Annotated in this window: 21 protein-coding genes and 2 tRNA genes; 12 read left to right on the forward strand and 11 right to left on the reverse strand. The window is 71.8% G+C overall.

Annotated features, from left to right (window positions below; translation table 11 throughout):
* Nucleotides 1–44 precede the first annotated feature (44 nt).
* Together ACZ7CD_RS34060 and ACZ7CD_RS34065 are read left to right on the forward strand one after the other, a co-directional pair.
* A complete protein-coding gene (locus ACZ7CD_RS34060; protein ID WP_470380529.1) occupies nucleotides 45–1,052 on the forward strand; it encodes a serpin family protein in 1,008 nt (335 codons plus the stop codon).
* 82 nt (nucleotides 1,053–1,134) lie between these two features.
* The gene (locus ACZ7CD_RS34065; protein WP_360397186.1) at nucleotides 1,135–1,653 is read left to right on the forward strand and encodes a Scr1 family TA system antitoxin-like transcriptional regulator; all 519 of its coding nucleotides are present in this window, start codon (nucleotides 1,135–1,137) and stop codon (nucleotides 1,651–1,653) included.
* Here the strand turns inward: ACZ7CD_RS34065 and ACZ7CD_RS34070 are convergent.
* Nucleotides 1,650–1,829: a hypothetical protein gene (locus tag ACZ7CD_RS34070; RefSeq protein ID WP_030472123.1), complete on the reverse strand. Its 180-nt coding sequence runs from the start codon at nucleotides 1,827–1,829 to the stop codon at nucleotides 1,650–1,652. The two genes, ACZ7CD_RS34065 and ACZ7CD_RS34070, sit on opposite strands and share 4 nt — an antisense overlap.
* A 146-nt stretch (nucleotides 1,830–1,975) precedes the next feature.
* On the opposite strand from ACZ7CD_RS34070, the gene ACZ7CD_RS34075 reads away from it, so the two are divergent.
* Nucleotides 1,976–2,788, forward strand: coding sequence for a class I SAM-dependent methyltransferase (locus tag ACZ7CD_RS34075; protein ID WP_360397187.1), 813 nt, complete (start codon nucleotides 1,976–1,978; stop codon nucleotides 2,786–2,788).
* A gap of 20 nt (nucleotides 2,789–2,808) precedes the next feature.
* Here the strand turns inward: ACZ7CD_RS34075 and ACZ7CD_RS34080 are convergent, their stop codons facing one another.
* Both ACZ7CD_RS34080 and ACZ7CD_RS34085 read right to left on the reverse strand, forming a co-directional pair.
* Nucleotides 2,809–3,444 (reverse strand): dioxygenase family protein, encoded by a 636-nt coding sequence (locus ACZ7CD_RS34080; RefSeq protein WP_360397188.1) that lies wholly within the window; start codon nucleotides 3,442–3,444, stop codon nucleotides 2,809–2,811.
* Nucleotides 3,445–3,559: 115 nt separating this feature from the next.
* On the reverse strand, nucleotides 3,560–4,444 hold the full coding sequence (locus tag ACZ7CD_RS34085; protein ID WP_458434465.1) for a sigma-70 family RNA polymerase sigma factor: 885 nt from the start codon (nucleotides 4,442–4,444) through the stop codon (nucleotides 3,560–3,562).
* A 40-nt stretch (nucleotides 4,445–4,484) separates the two neighbouring features.
* Between ACZ7CD_RS34085 and dnaG the strand changes: the two genes are divergently transcribed.
* The 3 genes from dnaG to ACZ7CD_RS34100 are packed head-to-tail and all read left to right on the forward strand — an operon-like array spanning nucleotide 4,485 to nucleotide 7,659.
* Nucleotides 4,485–6,371, forward strand: coding sequence for a DNA primase (gene dnaG / locus ACZ7CD_RS34090; RefSeq protein WP_360397190.1), 1,887 nt, complete (start codon nucleotides 4,485–4,487; stop codon nucleotides 6,369–6,371).
* Complete coding sequence (locus tag ACZ7CD_RS34095) at nucleotides 6,372–6,866, forward strand: hypothetical protein (protein ID WP_470380530.1); 495 nt, start codon at nucleotides 6,372–6,374, stop codon at nucleotides 6,864–6,866.
* Between the two features lie 52 nt (nucleotides 6,867–6,918).
* Complete coding sequence (locus tag ACZ7CD_RS34100) at nucleotides 6,919–7,659, forward strand: trans-aconitate 2-methyltransferase (RefSeq protein ID WP_470380531.1); 741 nt, start codon at nucleotides 6,919–6,921, stop codon at nucleotides 7,657–7,659.
* 8 nt (nucleotides 7,660–7,667) lie between these two features.
* On the opposite strand, the gene ACZ7CD_RS34105 is transcribed toward ACZ7CD_RS34100, so the two are convergent.
* Complete coding sequence (locus tag ACZ7CD_RS34105) at nucleotides 7,668–7,928, reverse strand: YtxH domain-containing protein (RefSeq protein ID WP_360397193.1); 261 nt, start codon at nucleotides 7,926–7,928, stop codon at nucleotides 7,668–7,670.
* A gap of 149 nt (nucleotides 7,929–8,077) precedes the next feature.
* Here ACZ7CD_RS34105 and ACZ7CD_RS34110 point away from each other — a divergent pair.
* Nucleotides 8,078–8,150: transfer RNA gene (locus ACZ7CD_RS34110), tRNA-Asn, on the forward strand.
* 67 nt (nucleotides 8,151–8,217) lie between these two features.
* Nucleotides 8,218–9,072: an oxygenase MpaB family protein gene (locus ACZ7CD_RS34115; protein WP_470380532.1), complete on the forward strand. Its 855-nt coding sequence runs from the start codon at nucleotides 8,218–8,220 to the stop codon at nucleotides 9,070–9,072.
* Here the strand turns inward: ACZ7CD_RS34115 and ACZ7CD_RS34120 are convergent.
* Nucleotides 9,027–9,488, reverse strand: a complete 462-nt coding sequence (locus ACZ7CD_RS34120) for a GNAT family N-acetyltransferase (RefSeq protein WP_458433849.1) — start codon at nucleotides 9,486–9,488, stop codon at nucleotides 9,027–9,029. The genes ACZ7CD_RS34115 and ACZ7CD_RS34120 overlap by 46 nt on opposite strands.
* 105 nt (nucleotides 9,489–9,593) lie before the next feature.
* Here ACZ7CD_RS34120 and ACZ7CD_RS34125 point away from each other — a divergent pair.
* The 3 genes from ACZ7CD_RS34125 (at nucleotide 9,594) to ACZ7CD_RS34135 (ending at nucleotide 12,326) form a co-directional block, all read left to right on the forward strand.
* A tRNA-Ile gene (locus ACZ7CD_RS34125) sits at nucleotides 9,594–9,668 on the forward strand.
* Nucleotides 9,669–9,745: 77 nt separating this feature from the next.
* Nucleotides 9,746–11,356 (forward strand): hypothetical protein, encoded by a 1,611-nt coding sequence (locus ACZ7CD_RS34130; RefSeq protein ID WP_470380533.1) that lies wholly within the window; start codon nucleotides 9,746–9,748, stop codon nucleotides 11,354–11,356.
* A gap of 73 nt (nucleotides 11,357–11,429) precedes the next feature.
* Entirely contained in the window at nucleotides 11,430–12,326 is an 897-nt protein-coding gene (locus tag ACZ7CD_RS34135; protein WP_470380534.1) for an exodeoxyribonuclease III, read from the forward strand.
* Here the strand turns inward: ACZ7CD_RS34135 and ACZ7CD_RS34140 are convergent.
* The 5 genes from ACZ7CD_RS34140 to ACZ7CD_RS34160 form a co-directional block, all read right to left on the reverse strand.
* Nucleotides 12,304–13,614: a HAMP domain-containing sensor histidine kinase gene (locus ACZ7CD_RS34140; RefSeq protein ID WP_470380535.1), complete on the reverse strand. Its 1,311-nt coding sequence runs from the start codon at nucleotides 13,612–13,614 to the stop codon at nucleotides 12,304–12,306. The genes ACZ7CD_RS34135 and ACZ7CD_RS34140 overlap by 23 nt on opposite strands.
* Nucleotides 13,611–14,288 (reverse strand): response regulator, encoded by a 678-nt coding sequence (locus ACZ7CD_RS34145; RefSeq protein WP_470380536.1) that lies wholly within the window; start codon nucleotides 14,286–14,288, stop codon nucleotides 13,611–13,613. The genes ACZ7CD_RS34140 and ACZ7CD_RS34145 overlap by 4 nt, the downstream gene beginning before the upstream one ends.
* 3 nt (nucleotides 14,289–14,291) lie before the next feature.
* The gene (locus tag ACZ7CD_RS34150) at nucleotides 14,292–14,414 is read right to left on the reverse strand and encodes a hypothetical protein (RefSeq protein ID WP_360397200.1); all 123 of its coding nucleotides are present in this window, start codon (nucleotides 14,412–14,414) and stop codon (nucleotides 14,292–14,294) included.
* Between the two features lie 5 nt (nucleotides 14,415–14,419).
* Complete coding sequence (locus tag ACZ7CD_RS34155; RefSeq protein ID WP_470380537.1) at nucleotides 14,420–14,782, reverse strand: hypothetical protein; 363 nt, start codon at nucleotides 14,780–14,782, stop codon at nucleotides 14,420–14,422.
* 74 nt (nucleotides 14,783–14,856) lie between these two features.
* The gene (locus ACZ7CD_RS34160) at nucleotides 14,857–15,645 is read right to left on the reverse strand and encodes an STAS domain-containing protein (protein ID WP_470375778.1); all 789 of its coding nucleotides are present in this window, start codon (nucleotides 15,643–15,645) and stop codon (nucleotides 14,857–14,859) included.
* A gap of 208 nt (nucleotides 15,646–15,853) precedes the next feature.
* Between ACZ7CD_RS34160 and ACZ7CD_RS34165 the strand changes: the two genes are divergently transcribed.
* Nucleotides 15,854–18,058 (forward strand): ATP-binding protein, encoded by a 2,205-nt coding sequence (locus ACZ7CD_RS34165; protein ID WP_470371868.1) that lies wholly within the window; start codon nucleotides 15,854–15,856, stop codon nucleotides 18,056–18,058.
* A 16-nt stretch (nucleotides 18,059–18,074) separates the two neighbouring features.
* On the opposite strand, the gene ACZ7CD_RS34170 is transcribed toward ACZ7CD_RS34165, so the two are convergent.
* Nucleotides 18,075–19,133 carry an LCP family protein gene (locus ACZ7CD_RS34170; protein WP_470380538.1) on the reverse strand — a complete coding sequence of 353 codons (1,059 nt, stop codon included), beginning with the start codon at nucleotides 19,131–19,133 and terminating at the stop codon, nucleotides 18,075–18,077.
* Nucleotides 19,134–19,163 lie beyond the last annotated feature (30 nt).

The raw sequence follows: 19,163 nt of genomic DNA on the forward strand, positions 1-19,163 counted from the left end.
AGACGGGTACCCACCGGGTCCGCGCACCTTGGAGGAGGGTCTTCGTGACCGATCAGGCCGACTTCGCACTCAACCTGCACCGCGTCGCCGTCCCTGATCCCGCCGAGACCGCCTGCTGGTCACCGTTCTCCGTGGCCAGCGCGCTCGCGCTGGCCCGCGCGGCCGCCGCAGGGCCGACCCGCACCGAGCTCGACGCGCTGCTCGGGGACTTCTCCGACGCCGACTCGCTCGACGTGCCGGAGCTGTCCGTCGCGAACACCCTGTGGGCCGACGACGACCTGACGGTCGACCCGGCCTTCCCGCTGGCGGACTCGGTGCGCCGCACCGCGTTCTCCGACCCGCAGACCGTGCGCAAGCTCGTCAACACCGACGTCGCCGAGACCACCCGCGGCCTGATCCCCGAGCTGCTCGCCGCACCACCGCCCGCGGACGCCGCCGCGATCATCGTCAACGCCCTGTACCTCAAGACCGGCTGGCTGAACGCGTTCCCCGAGGCCGACACCGAGCAGCGCCCGTTCCACGCACCCGGCGGCGACGTCGACGTGCCGACCATGCGGGTCACCGAGAAGTTCCGCTACGCCCACCAGGGCGGCTGGCAGTCGATCGCGCTGCCCGCCGACTCCGGGATCGAGACCGTGGTCCTGCTGCCGGACACCTCGCTCGACCAGCCGCTCGACCCGTCCGTGCTCACCGCGGGCAGCCACGTGCGCCTCGAGCTCTCACTGCCCAAAGTGGACGTCCGGGCGCGGTTCAACCTCAAGGGAACGCTGCGGCGGCTCGGCGTCGAGCGCATGTTCACGCGCGAGGCCGACTTCTCCGGGCTCTCCCCGGACGAGCGGATGTTCGTCGACGACGTGGTGCACGAGGCGGTGCTGCGCTTGAACGAGGAAGGCCTCGAAGGCGCCGCGGCGACCGCGGTCACGTTCCGCACGGTGTCCTTCGAGATCCCGTCCGACCCGGTCGTGGTGACCGTCGACCGGCCGTTCCTGCTCGCCGTCCGCAACGCGCGGTCCGGCGCCGTCTACTTCCTCGCGCAGGTCGCCCGTCCCTGACCAGCCACCCGTGGGCACCATTCGCCCTGTAGAGCGAGCGTTTCGCGCGGCGAGATCATGATCTTGCCCTTACCGTTCTGGCATGACCCAGCACGGTGCCGGTGAGCAGTACGTCGTGCTCGCGGCCGCGGGCGCCACGCGGATCACCTGCTTCAGCGGCGTCACCATCCCGGTCCTGCTGCGCACCGAGTGCTACTCGAAGGCGCTGACGGCCGCGCTCGGGCTCGCACCCACGCCGGAGCTGCTGCGCGACGGCGTGCTGCCGCACTGCGTCTTCTTCATCCACGAGTACGCGCTGCGCACCGTCGTCGGCGGCAACCGGCTGATGGAGGACCAGGTCCTGCACCTGCTGTTCCACGCCCCGTCGATCAGGGTCGTGCCGGCCAGTGCGGGCGGGGCAGCGGCCATCGGGACCGACGTGGCGCTCATCCAGTACGCCCATGAACCTCCGCTCGTCTACCTGGCGAACTGGGTCACGGCCAGCGACACCGCGACCGTCGAACGGTGCGTGTGCGCCTTCCGCCGGTTGCACGACGTGGCGCTCGACAACGAACGCTCCCGCGACCTCCTCATGGAGTACGTGGCCGTCTACGACCGCTAGTTCGGGGTGTTGCGCCGCAGGAAGAGCCGCATCCCGTCCTCGCCGGGCAGCGCGCACAGCAGCAGGCGGACGTTCTGGTGCCGCACCGGGACCGCGCACGAGTCGCCCGCCAGCAGCGTTCCCGCCAGCAGGCCGGCCGACTCGTGGTCGATGTCCAGCACGAAGTCGTTGCTCATGAACTGGACCCTATGAGCTGCCAGGTCCACGACCCAGTCACCCAAAGGTGTCACATTCCGCGGAGCTGCCCCGTGCACCGGCCAGGACGAGGACCAAGGGGGTTCGCCGGTGGGGACGCCTGCCGGACCCCGGCACACTGGGAGACGTGGAGAAGATCACGCTCACCGGTGCGCAGGAGACCATGCTCGCCACGCTGTACGGCAGGGCCCTGGACAGCGAGCGGGCGGCCTCCGTGCTGCACGACGTGGAGGCCCGCCGCGCGGTCGACCGGATCGACTACGACTTCACCAGGACCGGCATGACCACCACCAGCGCCGTCGGCGTCGCCATCAGGGCGAAGGTGCTCGACGACTGGACCGCCGACTTCCTCCGGCGCACCCCGTCGTGCACCGTCCTGCACCTCGCGTGTGGCCTCGACACGCGCGTGCACCGGCTGGACCGGCCCGACACCGTGCGGTGGGTGGACGTCGACCTGCCGGACGTGGTGGCGTTGCGGCACAAGCTGCTGCCGGTGCCGACCGGCGAGTACCGGCTCGTCGCCGGGTCGGTCACCGACGACGGGTGGCTCGACGCCGTGTCGCCTGCCCGCCCGGTCGTCGTCGTGTTCGAGGGCCTGTCGATGTACCTCACCCGTGCCGAGGGGCACGCGCTGGTCCGGCGCGTCACCGAGCGGTTCGAGACCGGCGAGCTGCTGTTCGACGTCTACGGCACGTGGGGGATCAAGCTCCAGCGGCTCGTCCCGGCCGTGCGCAACGCCGGGGCGACGTTGCACTGGGGCGTCGACGACCCGCGCGAGGTCGAGGCGCTGCACCCCGGACTGACCACGGTGGACGCGCTGCGCAGCGTGGACCTGCCGCACCTGGGCGCGTTGCCCAGGTCCGGCAGGGTCCAGCTGAAGCTCGTCAGCGCGATCCCGAAGCTCCGCGACGTCGGGAAGGTGCTGCGGATGCGGTGGTGATCACCCGTGCGGCCACATCGTCAGCCTTCGACGACGAAGTCGAACTTGGCGGTGTACCGGTTGCCCACCAGCGGCCCGAGCGCGACCTCGCACTCGCGGTCGAGGTAGGCGTCGCGCCGGTTCAGCCAGGCCACGTTCATCCCGTACGCCCGCAGGTTGTCCGGGAAGAACAGCTGCGTGGTGAGGATCGGGCCGCCGCGGGCCTGCACCTTCACGTGGATGTGCGGGGTCCGGCCGGGGTAGTCCTTCGGGATGATCGTCTCCAGCACGTAGGCGCCGGAGGCGTTCGTGAACTGGTGGCCGCGCATCTTGAAGGTCGTGTTGTCGTACACGCCGCGGTCGTCGGCCTGCCAGAAGTCCAGCAGGGCGTTCTGGATCGGCGCGCACTTCATCGTGTACACGAACCCGGTGAGGCTCAGCACGATCCCGGTGACACCGGGCGTGCGCAGGTTCGTGCGCTGCGGGGAGTTGCGCTTGAAGTAGGGGCCTTCGATGTTCGACGGGGTGTCGTCGTCATCGACGCAGGTCGGGGTCAGGGGAAGAGGGGCGCTGCGCGCCGTCGTGGTGCCGGCGGCGGTCAGTGCGACCACGGCGGCCGCGCTGGTGGCGGTCGCCAGGAACGCCCGGCGGGTGGGGATCTCGTCGTGTTCGGGCATGTTCGGACTCCGGTGGTTGCAACCCGCGGCAGGGGGGCTTGGGCTGGCCAACTCGTCCGAACGTAAGCGGCGAAACGATCCAGGGACCAGTTGTGGTCCAGACCAAAAAACGCGGTCAGAACACCACGTGGGCGAGCTTGTCCGGGTTCGCCATGTCGTAGACCGCGTGCACCTTGCCGTCGTGCACGGCCATGGTGATCACGCGCCGGGACGCCTCGCCCGTCGCGGCCATGACCACCCCCAGCTCGCCGTTGACGAGCGTGGGCCGCAGCTCCGGCATGCCGTCCCGGTCGAAGCCGTACTTGCGCATGAGGCCGAAGAAGAAGCGGGCGATCTTCTCCGCGCCGGTGACCGTGTGGACCGCGGTGCGCGCCTTGCCGCCGCCGTCGCCGACCATGACCGCCTGCGGGTGCAGCAGGCCCAAGACGGCGTCGATGTCACCGCTCGACATGGCGTGCAGGAACTTCTCCAGCACCTCCTGCTGCTCGGCGAGCGCCGAGCGGGGCGGCGGTTCGGCACCGGCCACGGCCTTGCGCGCACGGGAGGCGTGCTGGCGAGCGGAGGCCTCCGAGACGCCGAGCACGTCGGCGATCTCGCTGAACGGCAGGGAGAACGCGTCGTGCAGCACGAACGCCACGCGCTGGTCGGGCGTGAGCCGGTCGAGCACCACGAGCGCGGCCATGCGCACGCCGTCCGCCTGCACGACCGACGCCAGCGGGTCGTCCGCCTCACCGGTCGTGAGCAGCGGCTCGGGCAGCCACGAGCCCACGTACGTCTCCCGGCGCACGGCCGCCGACCGCAGCCGGTCCAGGCAGATGCGGCTCACGACGGTGGTGAGCCACGCGCGGGCGTCGTCCAGACCCACGGCCTTGGCGAACTTCGGCCACGCCTCCTGCACCGCGTCCTCGGCGTCGGCGACGCTGCCGGTCAGCCGGTAGGCCACGCCGATCAGGTGCGTGCGGTGCAGTGCGAAGACGTCGGCCGCGGTCACGGGGTGCAGTCTGCCACTGCCGGATTTCGGCAGGCCGTAGACTCGGGGTGTGGCAGGACGCATCAGGGAAAGCGACATCGCGTTGGTGCGTGAACGCAGCCGCATCGACGAGGTCGTGGGCGACCAGGTGTCGCTCAAGCGGGCCGGCGGGGGAGCGTTGAAGGGCCTGTGCCCCTTCCACGACGAGAAGACGCCGTCGTTCAACGTGCGCCCGTCGCACGGCACGTTCCACTGCTTCGGCTGCGGCGAGGGCGGCGACGTGATCGCCTTCGTGATGAAGGTCGAGCACCTGTCGTTCGTGGAGGCCGTCGAGCGGCTCGCCGACCGGGCGGGCATCCAGCTCACCTACGAGGGCGGCGGCAACACGATCCAGCGCGACCGGGGCACGCGCAGCCGGCTCATCGAGGCGCACAAGGCGGCCGCCGAGTGGTACGCGGAGCAGCTCGCGACGCCCGAGGCCCAGCCGGCCCGCGAGTTCCTCGCCGAGCGCGGGTTCGACGAGGCAGCGGCACGCCAGTTCGGCTGCGGCTACGCCCCCGGCGGCTGGGACAAGCTCACCAAGCACCTGCTGGGCCGCGGCTTCGAGCTGGCGGAGCTGATCAAGTCGCAGCTGGTCAAGGAGGGCCGCCAGGGCCCGATCGACCGGTTCCACCGGCGGCTGCTGTGGCCGATCAGGGACATCGGCGGCGAGGTCGTCGGCTTCGGCGCGCGGCGGATCTTCGACGACGACCCGATCCAGGCGAAGTACCTCAACACCAGCGAGTCGATGATCTACAAGAAGTCGCAGGTGCTGTTCGGCCTCGACCAGGCCAAGCGGGAGATCGCCAAGCGCAAGCAGGCCGTGATCGTCGAGGGCTACACCGACGTGATGGCCATGCACCTGGCCGGCGTCCCGACCGCGGTCGCCTCGTGCGGCACGGCGTTCGGCACCGACCACATGAACGTGCTGCGCAGACTGCTGATCGACGACGACGTGAACGGCGAGGTCATCTTCACCTTCGACGGCGACGAGGCCGGCCAGAAGGCGGCGCTGAAGGCGTTCGAGGGCGAACAGCAGTTCTCCGCGCAGACCTACATCGCGGTGGCGCCCGACGGCATGGACCCGTGCGAGCTGCGGCAGGCCAAGGGCGACGTGGCCGTGCGCGACCTGGTGGCCCGCCGCACGCCGTTGATCGAGTTCGCCATCAAGGCCCAGCTGCGCTCCTACGACCTCGACTCGGTCGACGGCCGCGTGGAGGCGCTGAAGAAGATGGTGCCGTTCGTCGCGCAGATCAAGGACCGCGCCAAGCGCGACGGCTACGCCACGCGCCTGGCCTGGTGGGTCGGCTGGGACGACGAGGCCATGGTCGTGCGCCGGGTGCGCCAGGTCGCGGGCGGCAAGGCCCCGGCCGTGGCGCCGCGCGCGGACCCGAACCAGATGGCGCTGTCCGTCGACGTCGACGGCCCCGCGCGCCCGAACCCGCGCGATCCCCGCCTGGTGCCCGAACGCGAGGTGCTGAAGGTGGCGCTGCGGCTGCCCGAGTACGCGGGCCCGCTGTACGACTCGCTGCCCGACGAGGCGTTCACCGACCCGGCCTACGTGGCTCTGCACCGCGCGATCCGCGCGGCCGGCGGCGCCTCGTCCGGTCTGGCGGGCACGGCGTACCTGGACGCGATCTCGCAGAACTGCTCGCACGCGTCGGTGCGGTCGGTGCTGACGGAGCTGGCCGTGGAACCGCTGGCGGTCAAGCAGGACGACGAGTTCCGCTACGTGTCGATGGTCATCGCGCGCCTGCAGGAGGTGCAGGTGAGCAAGCAGATCGAGGACGTGAAGTCGCGGCTGCGGCGCCTGTCCCCGATCAAGGACGCCGACGAGTACCGGGCGCTGTGGGGCGACCTGGTGGCGCTGGAGGAGTACCGCAAGGCACTGCTGCAGCAGAGCGCCGGGGTGCTGTAGATGGGCTTGTGGAAGCGGTTGTTCGGCTCCGGAGCGCCGGACGGGTTCGACGGGACGTTGGAGCCCGAGGAGACCGTGGTGGCGTGGGCCGCCGTCACCGGTGGCGGGCACCTCGTCGTGACGTCGCTGGGGCTGTGGGTGCCGGGACCGCGGCGGATCGGCTGGCACCTGGTCAGCAAGGTGAAGTGGGAGAGCTCGCTGCGGGTCGTGGAGGCCCGCGAAGCCGATGTCGTCGCGTCCGTGGTGCTGCTGGAAGACCTTGCGCCGCAACGGTTCGCGCTGGAGGAACCCGGCCGGGTGATGCGCGCGATCTCGCAGCGGGTCGAGGGGTCGATCCGGCACCGGGAACGCGTGGACCCGCCCGGGGTGTGGGTCCTGCAGCGGAAGGTCCCGGGGCGGGACGGGTCGGTGTGGCAGGCCCGCGGTGACGCCGGGGTGGACGAGGCGGCGGTGCGGGCGGCGGTGACGGCGTTCGTCGAGAAGCAGCCGCGTTAGCGCTGCTCACGCGGGGCTGGCGCGCTAGCAGTACGCGTGTACTGTAAGCGGCATGTGGGATCCGGCGCAGTACCTGGCCTTCGCCGATCACCGGGCGCGGCCGTTCTACGAGCTCCTGGCGCGCGTGCGGGCGGAGTCGCCGCGGCGCGTGGTCGACGCGGGCTGCGGCCCCGGCAACCTGACGGTGTCGCTGCGCGAGCGGTGGCCGGGCGCAGTGGTCGAGGCGTTCGACTCGTCGCCGGAGATGGTCGAGGCCGCGCGGCGGGCCGGTGTGGACGCGCGGGTGGACGACGTCACGACCTGGGAGCCGCCGCCCGACACCGATGTCGTGGTGTCCAACGCGGTGCTCCAGTGGATTGCGTCACACCCCGTGATCGCGCAGAAGTGGGCGGCCGTGCTGCCCGAGGGGGCGTGGCTCGCGTTCCAGGTGCCCGGTAACTACGCCGACGCCTCGCACCGGTTGATCCGGGAGGTCGCGGGTGAGCGGCTGGCGCACGTCTTCCGGGTCGAGCAGCCGGTGCTGCAGCCGGTCGAGTACGCCGAGCTGCTGGCCGGCTGCTCCTCCGTGGACGCCTGGGAAACCACGTACGTGCAGCGGCTCTCCGGCGCGGACCCCGTGCTGGAGTGGGTCTCCGGCACGGCGTTGCGGCCGGTGCGGGCCGCGCTGTCCTCTTCGGACTACGACGCGTACGTCGCGGAGCTGGCACCGCGGCTGCGCGAGGCCTACCCGCGGCGAGCCGACGGCACGACGTGGTTCCCGTTCAGGCGGATCTTCGTGGTCGCTGAGGTGTGACGACCGTCTCAGGTCACCGGCTGCCCGTTGGACCAGGTGGTGGTCTTCTCCTTGGTCCAGGGCGCCTTCTCCTTGGCGACGTGCGCGGCCTCGACCGACTTCTCCTTGGCGATGTGAGCTGCCTCGAACGCCTTGTCCTTGGCCGTACCAGCGGCTTTGCGCACGGTCGGGCTTTCGGTGAGCCGGTGCCAGGCGCGCACGATCTGGTCGTAGCGCTCCCGCCCGGCCTTCGCTCCGAGCACGTAGCCGACGGCCGCTCCGATCAGCATGGCCTTCATCATCCGGTTCCCTCCCGTAACAGGCCTGGTCAAGTGGTGTTCCTGGGCTAAACGGGGGGTGCCTGCAGAACCCGTTTCCAGCCTCATGTAGAGTTACCCACTGTCAGGAGGAACCAAGCCTGACGGAGACAACAGAACATTCCCCCATAGCTCAATTGGCAGAGCATGCGACTGTTAATCGCAGGGTTACTGGTTCGAGTCCAGTTGGGGGAGCTTCTCAAGACCCTGGTCATCCGACTGGGGTCTTTTGGTTTCGAGGCCCATGCGTGACCTTGGGGCCATGCGCTTCGCGAACCTCCGCCGCATCACCTCGCTGGACCCGGTGGCCGACCACCAGGAGGTCCTGCGCATCTCCGCCGGCCTGGAGTTCCCGTGGGACTACCAGAAGGCGCTGGAGTTCGCGCTGTTCCGCACCTACTGCGTCCCCACGATCTCCGGTCTGCTGGAACGCACCGGCGAGTTCGAACGCCGCCCGCAGAAGCGCTACGACGACACCGCCGTGCTGATGGCCGAGCTCATCGAACACGGCTACGACTCCCCGCGCGGCCGCGAGGCCCTGCGGGTCGTCAACCGGCAGCACGGCCGTTACGACATCTCCAACGACGACATGCGGTACGTGCTCGCCACGTTCATCTACGACCCGATCGACTGGCTCACCCAGTACGGCTGGCGTCCTCTCTCACGCAACGAGCAACTCGCCGCGTTCCACTTCTACCGCGCGGTCGGCGCGCGCATGGGCATCCGCGATATCCCCACGGACTTCGACGAGTACCGCGCGTTCAAGAAGGCCTACGAGGACCGGCACTTCGTCTACGCGCCCTCGAACCGCCGCATCGGCCAGTACACCCTGGACCTGTTCTGCTCGTGGTACCCGGCAGCGGTCCGCCCGGCGGTCGCACGGGCCGTGGTCGCGCTGCTCGACCAGCCGATGATCCGCGCGTTCGGCTTCACCGCGGCCCCGGCGTGGCTCAGCGCCCTCGGCCGTTTCGCCTTGCGCACCCGTGCCGCCGTGGTGCGCCACATGCCCGTGCGCCGCACGTTGAAGCTCACGAACGCCCGCAACCGCACCTACCCCGGCTACCCGAGGGGTTACCGGCCCTCGGACCTCGGCGCGAGCTCCAGCACCGCCCGCTGACCGTTCAGCACGAACCCCATCGCCCTCAGGAACTCGACGCCGGGCTCGAAGTCGCTGAGCCCGGCCTGCACCCGCGTGACCGCCGGGAACCGCTCGCGCAGCGCCCTGACCATCTCGCTGCCGATGCCCCACCGCCGCAGGTCGCCCGGCACCAGGAAGAACCCGATGCTCGCGTGCCCCGGCTCCGGGTGGTCGACCACCAGGTCCACGAACCCGATCATGCCCTCGGCCTCGGCGACCAGCAGGTGCTTCTGCTCGAACGCGGCCCCCTCCGGCAACGCGTAGAACAACCCCTGCACGTCGCCGGGCCCGGACGGGTGCCCCGTGGCGGCCTGGAACCAGTCGTCGCAGGCGGCGAACAGCCGCAGCACCTCGGCCTCGTCCGCCGGCGTGAAGTCGCGGAGGGTCAAACGCACGCGTGCAGCCTATGTGGCGCTCGCCACGGGGGCGCGCAAGGCCTGATCGGCGTGATCGGTATCCTCCTTCACGCAGTGCGCAGCCGTGCGGACGGCCGCTGCGCGGGGGAAGTAGCTCAGTTGGTCAGAGCAGCGGACTCATAATCCGTCAGGTCGTGGGTTCGAGCCCCACCTTCCCCACCGGTTCGTCTGGCGCGGGTCCGCTGGCGCGGTCGGGTGCTGGTCAGCGCCGGATGGCGTGGAAGGTGGATGACTCCGTGGATGTCCTGGAACCGCGGGAGGAGCAGGTCGACGAGCTGGTGGCCGAGTTCGGTGACTGGGCTGCCGGGCGGGGGCTCGAGGTCGACCTCTTCGTCGTAGAGGCGGCGTTGGACGCACGGGTTCCGCACGTCGAGGTGCTCCTGCTCGAATGGTTCCCGCGGAAGGCCACGCTGGAGCGGCCGCACTGGCCGGGTGTGCTGACCACGCTGCACCACTGGGCCGACTTCCTGACCGCGACCCGCGGTGACGAGGAGTGGAACGGGGGCGAGCTGCACGCGGCGATCGACCGGAGCGCTCCGGAGTTCCTGGCCAGGATGGCGGACGAGCGCAACTACGGGCCGGCGAAGTTCTGGGCGACCCGGATGATCGAGAACGGCGTCGACCCCGAGGACGAGGACGACGTCCGCGACTTCCTGCTGGCGGTTCAGGCCGGTGCGGTCGAGTACGACGAGGACGTGCTGGCCGAGATCATGCGCAGGCACGCGGACGGTGGTGGAGCCGACCTGCTCCTCCCCGAGTTCGGCGGGGGTGCGCCGGGGCCGTTGCCGCCGGTGCCCGTTCCGCCCGATGGCGAGCTCGCGGCACTGGCGGAGGCCACCGGGGTGGTGACCCGGTTGCGGACGCTGGTGGCGTGGGTGGGTGCCGGTCGTGCGGTGACGACCACGAAGCACCTGCTCGTTGCGGACGCCCGTGAGCTGGCAGTGCTGCTGGGACTGGACGAGCCGGGTGCGGAACGGGCGCGCGGCAGCGAGGACCTGCCGGAGGTGTCGCTGCTGGTGGCCTGGGCCAGGGCCGTTCGCCTGGTCCGGGTGGTCAAGGGCAGGCTCGTGGCGGTCAAGAGTGCGGCCGGCCTCCTGGACCGGCCGGTGGAGCTGTGGTGGCGGGCGTTCGAGGCGTACGGCGGGCTGGGGCCCGAGGCGTGCGCGCCCGCGAGCCGGCACGAGGCACCCTCTCCGCTCGGGCTGGCGCTGCGGGAGGTGCTGCTGGACCTGTGGCTGGGCCTCTACCCGGCAGGCGGGGCACCGGTACCGGTGGAGCTGCTGGCGGAGAGCGCTCACCACGCGATGTCCGCGTGGTTCGAGGTCGGCGGGTTGCCGGCCGGTGCCCGGGAGGTGATGTGGCGGCGGGATTTCGCCGCTGTGCTCGGGGCCCTGGCGGTGCTGGGGGTGGTCGAGCTGGCGGTGTCCGCGGACGCGGAGGAGCACGCCGAGATCATCGAGCTGTCCGGCAACGATGATCCCGACCTCACCCTCGCCCGGCTGACACCCCTCGGCCGGTGGGCTGTGCAGCGGGCGTTGCGCGCGGAGGGGTTCGACGCGCCGTCCGTGGAGGAGTTCGCGCAGTTCCCGCTGGAGGAGGTGTGCGAGGCGGTGGAGCCCTGCGCACCGGAGGTCGCCGAACCGGTCCTGGCTGTCTGGGTCGCGGCCAGGGACGCCGGGGAGGCGGCGGCCGAGCTCGCGGCGTTCTGCGTGGACGGGCCGTCCGCCGAGGTGCGGCTGCTGGCGTGGGCCGCGCTGGAGCACGCCGGTGCACCGGGTGCGGAGCAGGCCCGCCGGCTGCGCTCCGCAGGAGCGGTGCCGACCGAGTGGCCGGCCGTGGTGAGCTGACCTCCCGCCCGCAGCGCGGTGGGAGTCCACTGAGGACGGACCGTCCGCCTGACCAGGCCCGTCACCCGGCTCCATGCGGGCTCCAGGGCTTGTGACTACCGTGGTCCCGGTGCGAGTGGCGACCTGGAACGTGAACTCCGTCAAGCAACGCGTGCCGAGGCTCTTGCCGTGGCTGGACCAGCGGCAGCCGGACGTGGTGTGCCTGCAGGAGACCAAGCTGGCCGACGACGCCTTCACCGCCCTGCTCGGCGCGGAGCTGGAGCAGTGCGGGTACCAGGTCGCGGTGTTCGGCGAGACGCAGTGGAACGGGGTTGCGATCCTGTCGCGCGTCGGGCTGGAGGACGTGGAGGTCGGTGTCGCCGGTGCGCCGGGGTTCCCGCACCAGGAGGCACGGGCCGTGGCCGCCACGTGTGGTGGTGTGCGGGTGCATTCGCTGTACGTGCCGAACGGGCGTGAGCCGGAGTCGGACCACTACAAGTACAAGCTGGAGTGGCTCGCCGCACTCAGGGACGTGCTCGCAGCCGGGCCGGCGGACGCGCTGGTCTGCGGTGACATCAACATCGCCCCCGCGGACGCCGACGTGTTCGACCCCGACGCCTTCGCCGGGCACACGCACGTGACGGAGCCGGAACGGGCGGCGCTGCGGGCGATCGAGGCGCTCGGGTTCCACGACGTCGTGCGCGAGCGGTGGCCGGACGAGCGGATCTTCAGCTACTGGGACTACCGGGCCGGCATGTTCCACCGCGACCTGGGCATGCGGATCGACCTGGTCCTGGCGAGCGACGGGGTGGCGCCGCGGGCGAAGGCCGCGTGGATCGACCGGCACGCGCGCAAGGGCACCGGGCCGAGCGACCACGCGCCGGTCGTCGTCGACCTCGACGAGGCGCCGGACGGCGACATCGGGCCCGTCGTGCCGCCGCCGTCGGCTCCGGGCGCGAAGAAGAAGGTCAAGCTGCCCCAGGCGAAGTGAGCGGCAGGGCCACGGTGAACGCGGCCCCGCCCTCCGGTGCGGGGCCCGCCGTGATCGTGCCGCCCATCCGGGTGACCAGGCCGTGCACCAGCGCCAGGCCCACACCGGTGCCGACCGGGCGGGTCTGCTGGTAGCGGGCGTGCAGCACGCCGCGGTCGAACGCCACGGGGTAGTCCTCCGGTGCGAGGCCGGGGCCGCCGTCGCGCACCTCCAGCACCGACGACACCGCGAGCACGACCGGGCGGCCCGCGGGCGTCACGCGCAGGGCGTTCTCCAGCAGGCCGTCGATCACCTGGCGCAGCCGCCGGGGGTCCGCGCGCACCACCGGGGAGGCCGTGACGTCGACCGAGAACCGCACGCCGGCCGCGTGGCAGCGGGCGTGCCACACCTCGGCGGCCGAGCGGACCACGGGGACCAGCTCGACGGCGGCGAGGTCGAGGCGGAAGTCGTCGGCGCCCAGGCGGGCCAGGTCGAGCAGGTCGGACACGAGCCGGTCCAGCCGGCGGGCCTCGGACAGGACCACCGCGCCGACCGGGGCCACCTGCTCGCCGGTGACCACGCCGTCGGCCAGCGACTCGGCGAACCCGGTGACGGCGGTCAGCGGCGTGCGCAGCTCGTGCGACACCGACAGCAGGAAGTCGCGCTGCCGGGACTCGCTGCGCTGCAACGCGTCCGCGAGGTCGTTCACCGACCTCGACACCTCGGCCAGCTCGTACGGGCCGGACACCGGCACGCGCAGGTCCCGCCGGCCACCGCTCATCGCGTGCGCGACCCCGGCGACCCGGCGCAACGGCCGCGCCAGCACCGTGCCCAGCGCCAACCCGGCCACGCAGGCCACGACCAACCCGATGGCGAGCGCGAACAGGACGTTGCGGACCAGCGCACGCGCGTTGCCGCCCGTCTCGGTCTCCTGCACCAGCGCGAACCCGCCGCCACCGGACGGCCGCGCCTCGACCAGCAGCTGCCCGCTCGTCTTCGACACCGGTTTCCCGGTGAGGACCTCCTCGGCGTGCACGGCGCGTGCGGCCCGCACGGCAGCCTTGTCCTGGCCGGACACCTCACCGGCCGCGGACACCGTGACGATCGCGATGCCCTGCCCCTCCAGCACCTGCTCGACCCGCCTGTTCGACACCTGGCCCGCGACGACGTCGGCCTGGTTCGCCAGGATCTCGCGGCTCACCTCGCGGGAGGTGCTCAGCACCAGGCGCGTGGACACGAACCCGGCGACGAGGACCGCGACGAACGCGACCCCCAGGCACAGCAACGCGATCCGGGTGGCGAGGTTCACGACGCGTCCGCCGAGTAGCCGACGCCGCGCACCGTCCGGATAGGACTGGAGGCGCCGAACTTCGCGCGCAGCTGGGCGATGTGCACGTCGACCGTGCGCGTCCCGGCCGCGGACGAGTACCCCCACACCGCGCTCAGCAGCTGCTCGCGGGAGAACACCCGGCGCGGGTGCCGCATCAGGTGGGCGAGCAGGCCGAACTCCGTCGAGGTCAGGGAGACCTCGGCGGAGCCGGCCCACGCGCGGCGTTCCCCGACGTCCAGCCGCACGTCACCCACCCGCAGCGCCTCGGTGGCGGTCGCGGCGGGCGTGGCCCTGCGCAGCACCGTGCGGACCCGCAGCGCGAGCTCGCGCGGGCTGAACGGCTTGGTGACGTAGTCGTCCGCGCCGAGCTCCAGCCCGAGCAGCCGGTCGACCTCGTCGTCGCGCGCGGTCACGAACAGCACCGGCGTCCAGTCGCCCGCCGCCCGCAGCGCCCGGCAGACCTCGATGCCGCTCATCCCCGGCAGGCCCACGTCCAGCACGACCGCGACCGGCGCGAGTGAGCGGACCGCGGCCAGTGCCGCGTCCCCCGCTGCCTCCAGGTGCACGCCGAACCCGTCGCGCCGCAGGTAGAGGGCGACGAGCTCGGCGATCGCCGGTTCGTCCTCCACGACGAGCACCAGGCCACGTTCCACTGCTCACCCCGGTTGGTCGATCTCGGACTCGATGCTGTTCAGCGTCGATTCCACAGCATCGAGGTCGGGGGCCGGCTCCTCACCCCGGCACGCCGTCAGCGAGACCAGCAACGCGAGCGCGGCCACCCACCTCACTTGGCACCGCAGTGCTCGGACTTGAACCTCGCCACCCGCTCGCCGGCCTGGCCGAGCCGCACGAGCTGGGCCGCGCGCAGCTTCACCCGCGCGTCCAGCACATCCGCATGCGCCGTGTTGCCGGCCTTGCGCGCGTCGGCCGCCTTCTGCTCCAGCCACTTGGTCGAGCCGAGCGTCTCGGGTGTGCCGTTGATCCTGTCGGTCAGCGCCTTGACCTTGGCCTCGACCCGCGGCACGCGCTGCTCGCAGATCTTGCGCACCTTCTCCGGGCTGATCGTGACCGGTTCCTGGGCCGACGCGGTGCCCGCGCCGAGCAGCAGCAGTCCGGCGACGACCACGCCGATTCGTGAAATGTCCATGACGCAGAACGATGGCGGCCCGCCGTCAGAGGCAGGTCCGGCGGATGTTCGGGTTCTGCAAAGACCAGGAGGGGTTAGGCCGGGTGGGTGAAGGCGACGGTCTCGCCGAACGCGGCGGGACGGCGCCGGCTGTCCTGCGGCACGTCGAGCAACGCCCAGATGACGTGCCGTCCGCCCCCGGCCGGCGTCTCACCCATGGTGAAGTTGCAGACGGCGATGGACGCGACGTTGCGCCGCATGGTGTTCCACTGCCTGAGGTCAAGCCGTGCGGTCGTGCGCACCGCCACGGACAACTTGTCACCACGCATGCGCAGCAACAACGAGACCGGCTGCTCGTCCTCGACGTGCGACACGAGCTCCACGGCCAGCTGCGGCGCCACGTCCAGCAACGCCTGCACGCCCCACCGTTCGCACGCGCGCTCGGTGATGCGCTCTGCCACATGCGGCGCACACCGGCACGTGGGCAGCACGGCGTCCACTCGGTCCTCGTGCTGCAAACGGGTCACGTTCGCGAGTGCGGCCTCCGTGGTGGCGTGCAGCGGGATGTGCCGCGGCAGACCGCGCGCCCCCAGCGTCGACCGCAACCGGTGGTCGCCCACGACGAGGCTCAGCGAGATGCCCGGCCAGCGCGCCGCCGACAGCCACACCACGTCGAACACCACGAGCAGCGCGGGCGACTCGGCCACGAGGCCGTCGAGCTCGACGACGACGCCGACCAGCTCCCTGGTGGCGCAGTCGAGCAGCACGTCCTGCACGCGCAGGTACGTGGACCAGTCCAGGCGGCCGGTGAAACGCACCACCAGCACGCCGCTCTGCTCCCGGAGGCCGACGTCGAGACCGTGCGCGGCGGTGTCAGCGGTCATGGTCCTTCCCTCCCCGGAACGCGGGCTCCCACCTCCCACACTGGCTGTCACGACCCGGTCGCCCTAGGGGGTAACTACCCGTGTTCCGGCGTTGGTACCTCCGGGGGACCGCGTTGCAGCGGCCGATCGCACCGACCTAGGGTGCGGTGTGGGCAGCGCACTTTCCCCGAGTCGCAAAGGCAACCTGCCTGCCGACACCACTGCTTTTGTGGGCAGGAAACAGGATGTCGCCGAGGTCAGGAGACTCCTGGCGGAGTCGCGCCTGGTCACCCTGACGGGGGTCGGCGGGGTGGGCAAGACCCGGCTCGCGCTGCGGGCGGCGGCCGAGCTGCGCCGGGCGTTCCCCGACGGCGTGTGGTTCGTGGAGCTGGGCGGGCTGAACGACCCGGACCTGGTCGTGCACACCGTGCTGGAGTCGTTGGGGGTGCACGACGACACGGTCCGCCGGCACCGGACCGTCCTGGTGGAACACCTGCGCGACCGGCAGGTGCTGGTGGTGCTGGACAACTGCGAGCACGTCGTCGGCGCGATCGCCGACCTGGTGGACGGGCTGCTGCGCGGTGTGCCCGGCCTGCGCGTGCTCGCGACCAGCCGGGAACGCCTCGGCGTGGACGGTGAGCACCTGTGGCAGGTCGCGCCGCTGCCGCGGGACCCGGCGCTGGACCTGTTCGCCGAACGCGCGGCCGCCGTCGAGCCGGGGTTCGCGATCACGGCGGCCAACCACGCCGCGGTGAGCCAGATCTGCGCGCTGCTGGGTGGAATCCCACTGGCCATCGAACTGGCCGCGGTGCGGTTGCGGGTGCTGACGCTCGACCACCTGCTGTCCAGGTTGGACGACACGTTCCGGGTGCTCGGCGACGGACGGCGCGGGGGCGACCCGCGGCACCAGACGCTGCAGGCGGCGGTGGACTGGAGCTTCCACCTGTGCACCCGCGCCGAACAGGTGCTGTGGGCGCGCGCGTCGGTGTTCTCCGGCACGTTCGACCTGGAGGCCGCGGAACGGGTGTGCTCCGGTGAGAGCGTGGACACCCACGAGGTCATGCGGTCGCTGGCCGGTCTGGTCGACAAGTCCGTGGTGGTGGCCGAGCAGCACCCGTCCGGCACCCGGTTCCGGTTGCTGGAGCCGTTGCGCCAGTACGGCTTGGACAAGCTGCGCTCCGCCGGGTGCGAGCAGGTGCTGCGCGAACGGCACCGCGACCACTACATCGAGTGGGCCCGGCGGCGCGAGGAGGAGTGGTTCGGCCCGGCCCAGCCGCGGATCTTCGCGCTGACCCACCTGGAGAACGCGAACCTCCGGTCCGCGCTGGACTTCTGCTTCTCCGCCGCCGGTGACCACTGCGTCCACCTCGCCGGCACGCTGTGGTTCTACTGGGCGGGCTGCGGGATGCTCGGCGAGGGCCGGCACTGGCTCGACCGCGCGCTCCAGACGTCCGCGACCGGCCCGGTGCGGGCCAAGGCCCTGTGGGTCAACGGCTACGTGGCCACGTTGCAGGGCGACATCGCCACCTCGGTGCGCATGCTCGACGAGTGCCGCGACTACGCGCGCACGGCCGGTGACGAGTCGGCGCTCGCCTACGCCACCCACCGGCTGGCCTGCACCCACCTCGTCGGCGATGACCTGGACCTGGCCGACGAGCTGTTCGAGGAGGCCAGGAGGCGGTACCGCAGCCTCGGCGCGGTCAACAGCCACACCATGCTCGCGGGCATCGAGCTCGCGATCTCCGCGACCTTCCGCCGCGACTTCGCCACCGCGGAACGGCTCTGCGTCGAGGCGAAGGCCGTGGGCGAGGAGCACGGCGAGCTGTGGGCGCAGGCGTACGCCATCTACGTGCTCGCGTTGTGCGCGTGGGCCAGCGGCGACCTCGCGCGGGCGGACGCGCTGGGCCGCGACTGCCTGCGGATCAAGCGCACGTTCCACGACCTGCTCGGCATCGTGCTCGGCATGGAGGTGCTGGCCTGGATCGCCGCCTCGCAGGGCAACGCCCGGCGCGCGGCGACGCTGCTCGGTGCGACCAGCGAGATCTGGCGGTCGGTCGGCTACCCGATGTTCGGCTCCCGCTACTTCGGCACGCCGCACGGGGAGTGCGAGTCGGCGGTCGTCACGGCGCTGGGCGAGGCGGAGTTCCGGGTGGCGTTCCGGCACGGCATGGACCTGGAGCTGGAGGACGCGCTCGCGTTCGCCATCGGTGAGGAGCCGGCGGAACCGGAGCCGGTCGAGCCGCCCACCCCGTTGACCCGCCGCGAGCAGCAGGTGGCCGACCTGATCGCCGGCGGCATGTCGAACAAGGAGATCGCGGCCCGGCTGGTGATCGCGCGGCGGACCGCGGAGGGCCACGTCGAACGCATCCTGCAGAAGCTCGGGTTCACGTCACGGGCGCAGATCGCGACGTGGGTGACCGAACGCCGCACCTGAGCAGCACGGGGGCGCGTTAGTCGACGCAGGGGACGCCGTCGTTCGGTGGGGGTGGTGGGGGAGCGGTCGCCAGCTCGGTGACCTTCGCCCGCACCTTCTCCTGGTCGACGCGGTTCACGTCCTGCCCGCCGACGTGCGCGCCGCCCTCGACCGGCAGCGTGTCGAACCGGACCTCGGACGGCAGCTTCCCGGCCAGCTCGGCCAGGTCGAGGTCCGCGTCGAGCACCACGTCCTGCTTGGCCGTGTCGATCATCGCCGGGACCTTCGCCGGGTCCTTCAGCCGCCGCGCCACGGCCGACAGGAACGCCTGCTGGCGCCGGGTGCGGGCGAGGTCGCCGCCGGGCAGCCCGTGGCGCTGCCGCACGAACGACAGCGCCTGGCCCGCGTCGAGGTGCTGCGGGCCCGCCGGGAAGTCGGCGCCCGACAACGGGTCCGCCGTCGCGTTCCGCAGGCACACGTCCACGCCGCCGAGGCCCTCCGCGATGTGGAAGAAACCGATCAGCGAGATCTCCACGAGGTGGTCGATCGGCTGGTCGAGGAACGCCGACACGGTCTGCACCTGGGCCCGCCGACCGGCTTCGCGGCCCGCGCGTTCCAGCCGGCGCTTGTCCGCCATGCCCGCGGCGCGCAGCCGGTCCTCCTCGGCGATCTTCGCGCGCCCGTAGGCCTCCTTGACCTTGCCCTCGCCGCCGGAGGCCAGCGGGACGAGGTTGTCGCGCGGCACGGACATCGCCACGGCCGGACCGGACGCCGGCAGGTGCAGCAGGATCAGCGTGTTCGCGTTGTACCCGCCCCGGTCGCTCTCGCCGGCCTGCAGCCGCCGCAGCACGTCGTCGGGCAGCGGCTCGCCGTGCAGGTCGAGCCGGGTGGTCAGGCCCATGATCAAGACATTGCGCCCGGACACCGACCGCGGCGCGTCGGCGGCGATGGCGTGGGAGCGCTCCACCCCGGTCGAGATCGTGGTCACCGTCGACCACGCGACGCCTGCCACGACGAGCACCGCGGCGCACACCAGCACCCACGCCGTGCGCAGGATCACGTGGCAGGCACGCCGGAAGCGGCCGGCAGAACTCATGAGATCCCCCATCCCCTCGACTATTCTACG

Source organism: Lentzea sp. NPDC036949 (assembly GCF_055608075.1).

Coding starts and splice junctions, on each gene's coding strand:
- ACZ7CD_RS34115 (WP_470380532.1), top strand. CDS start 8,218: ATGCGCTTCGCGAACCTCCGCCGCATCACCTCGCTGGACCCGGTGGCC.
- ACZ7CD_RS34155 (WP_470380537.1), bottom strand. CDS start 14,782: ATGGACATTTCACGAATCGGCGTGGTCGTCGCCGGACTGCTGCTGCTC.
- ACZ7CD_RS34080 (WP_360397188.1), bottom strand. CDS start 3,444: ATGCCCGAACACGACGAGATCCCCACCCGCCGGGCGTTCCTGGCGACC.
- ACZ7CD_RS34095 (WP_470380530.1), top strand. CDS start 6,372: ATGGGCTTGTGGAAGCGGTTGTTCGGCTCCGGAGCGCCGGACGGGTTC.
- ACZ7CD_RS34065 (WP_360397186.1), top strand. CDS start 1,135: ATGACCCAGCACGGTGCCGGTGAGCAGTACGTCGTGCTCGCGGCCGCG.
- ACZ7CD_RS34170 (WP_470380538.1), bottom strand. CDS start 19,133: ATGAGTTCTGCCGGCCGCTTCCGGCGTGCCTGCCACGTGATCCTGCGC.
- ACZ7CD_RS34070 (WP_030472123.1), bottom strand. CDS start 1,829: ATGAGCAACGACTTCGTGCTGGACATCGACCACGAGTCGGCCGGCCTG.
- ACZ7CD_RS34100 (WP_470380531.1), top strand. CDS start 6,919: ATGTGGGATCCGGCGCAGTACCTGGCCTTCGCCGATCACCGGGCGCGG.
- ACZ7CD_RS34105 (WP_360397193.1), bottom strand. CDS start 7,928: ATGCTGATCGGAGCGGCCGTCGGCTACGTGCTCGGAGCGAAGGCCGGG.
- ACZ7CD_RS34160 (WP_470375778.1), bottom strand. CDS start 15,645: ATGACCGCTGACACCGCCGCGCACGGTCTCGACGTCGGCCTCCGGGAG.
- ACZ7CD_RS34135 (WP_470380534.1), top strand. CDS start 11,430: ATGCGGGCTCCAGGGCTTGTGACTACCGTGGTCCCGGTGCGAGTGGCG.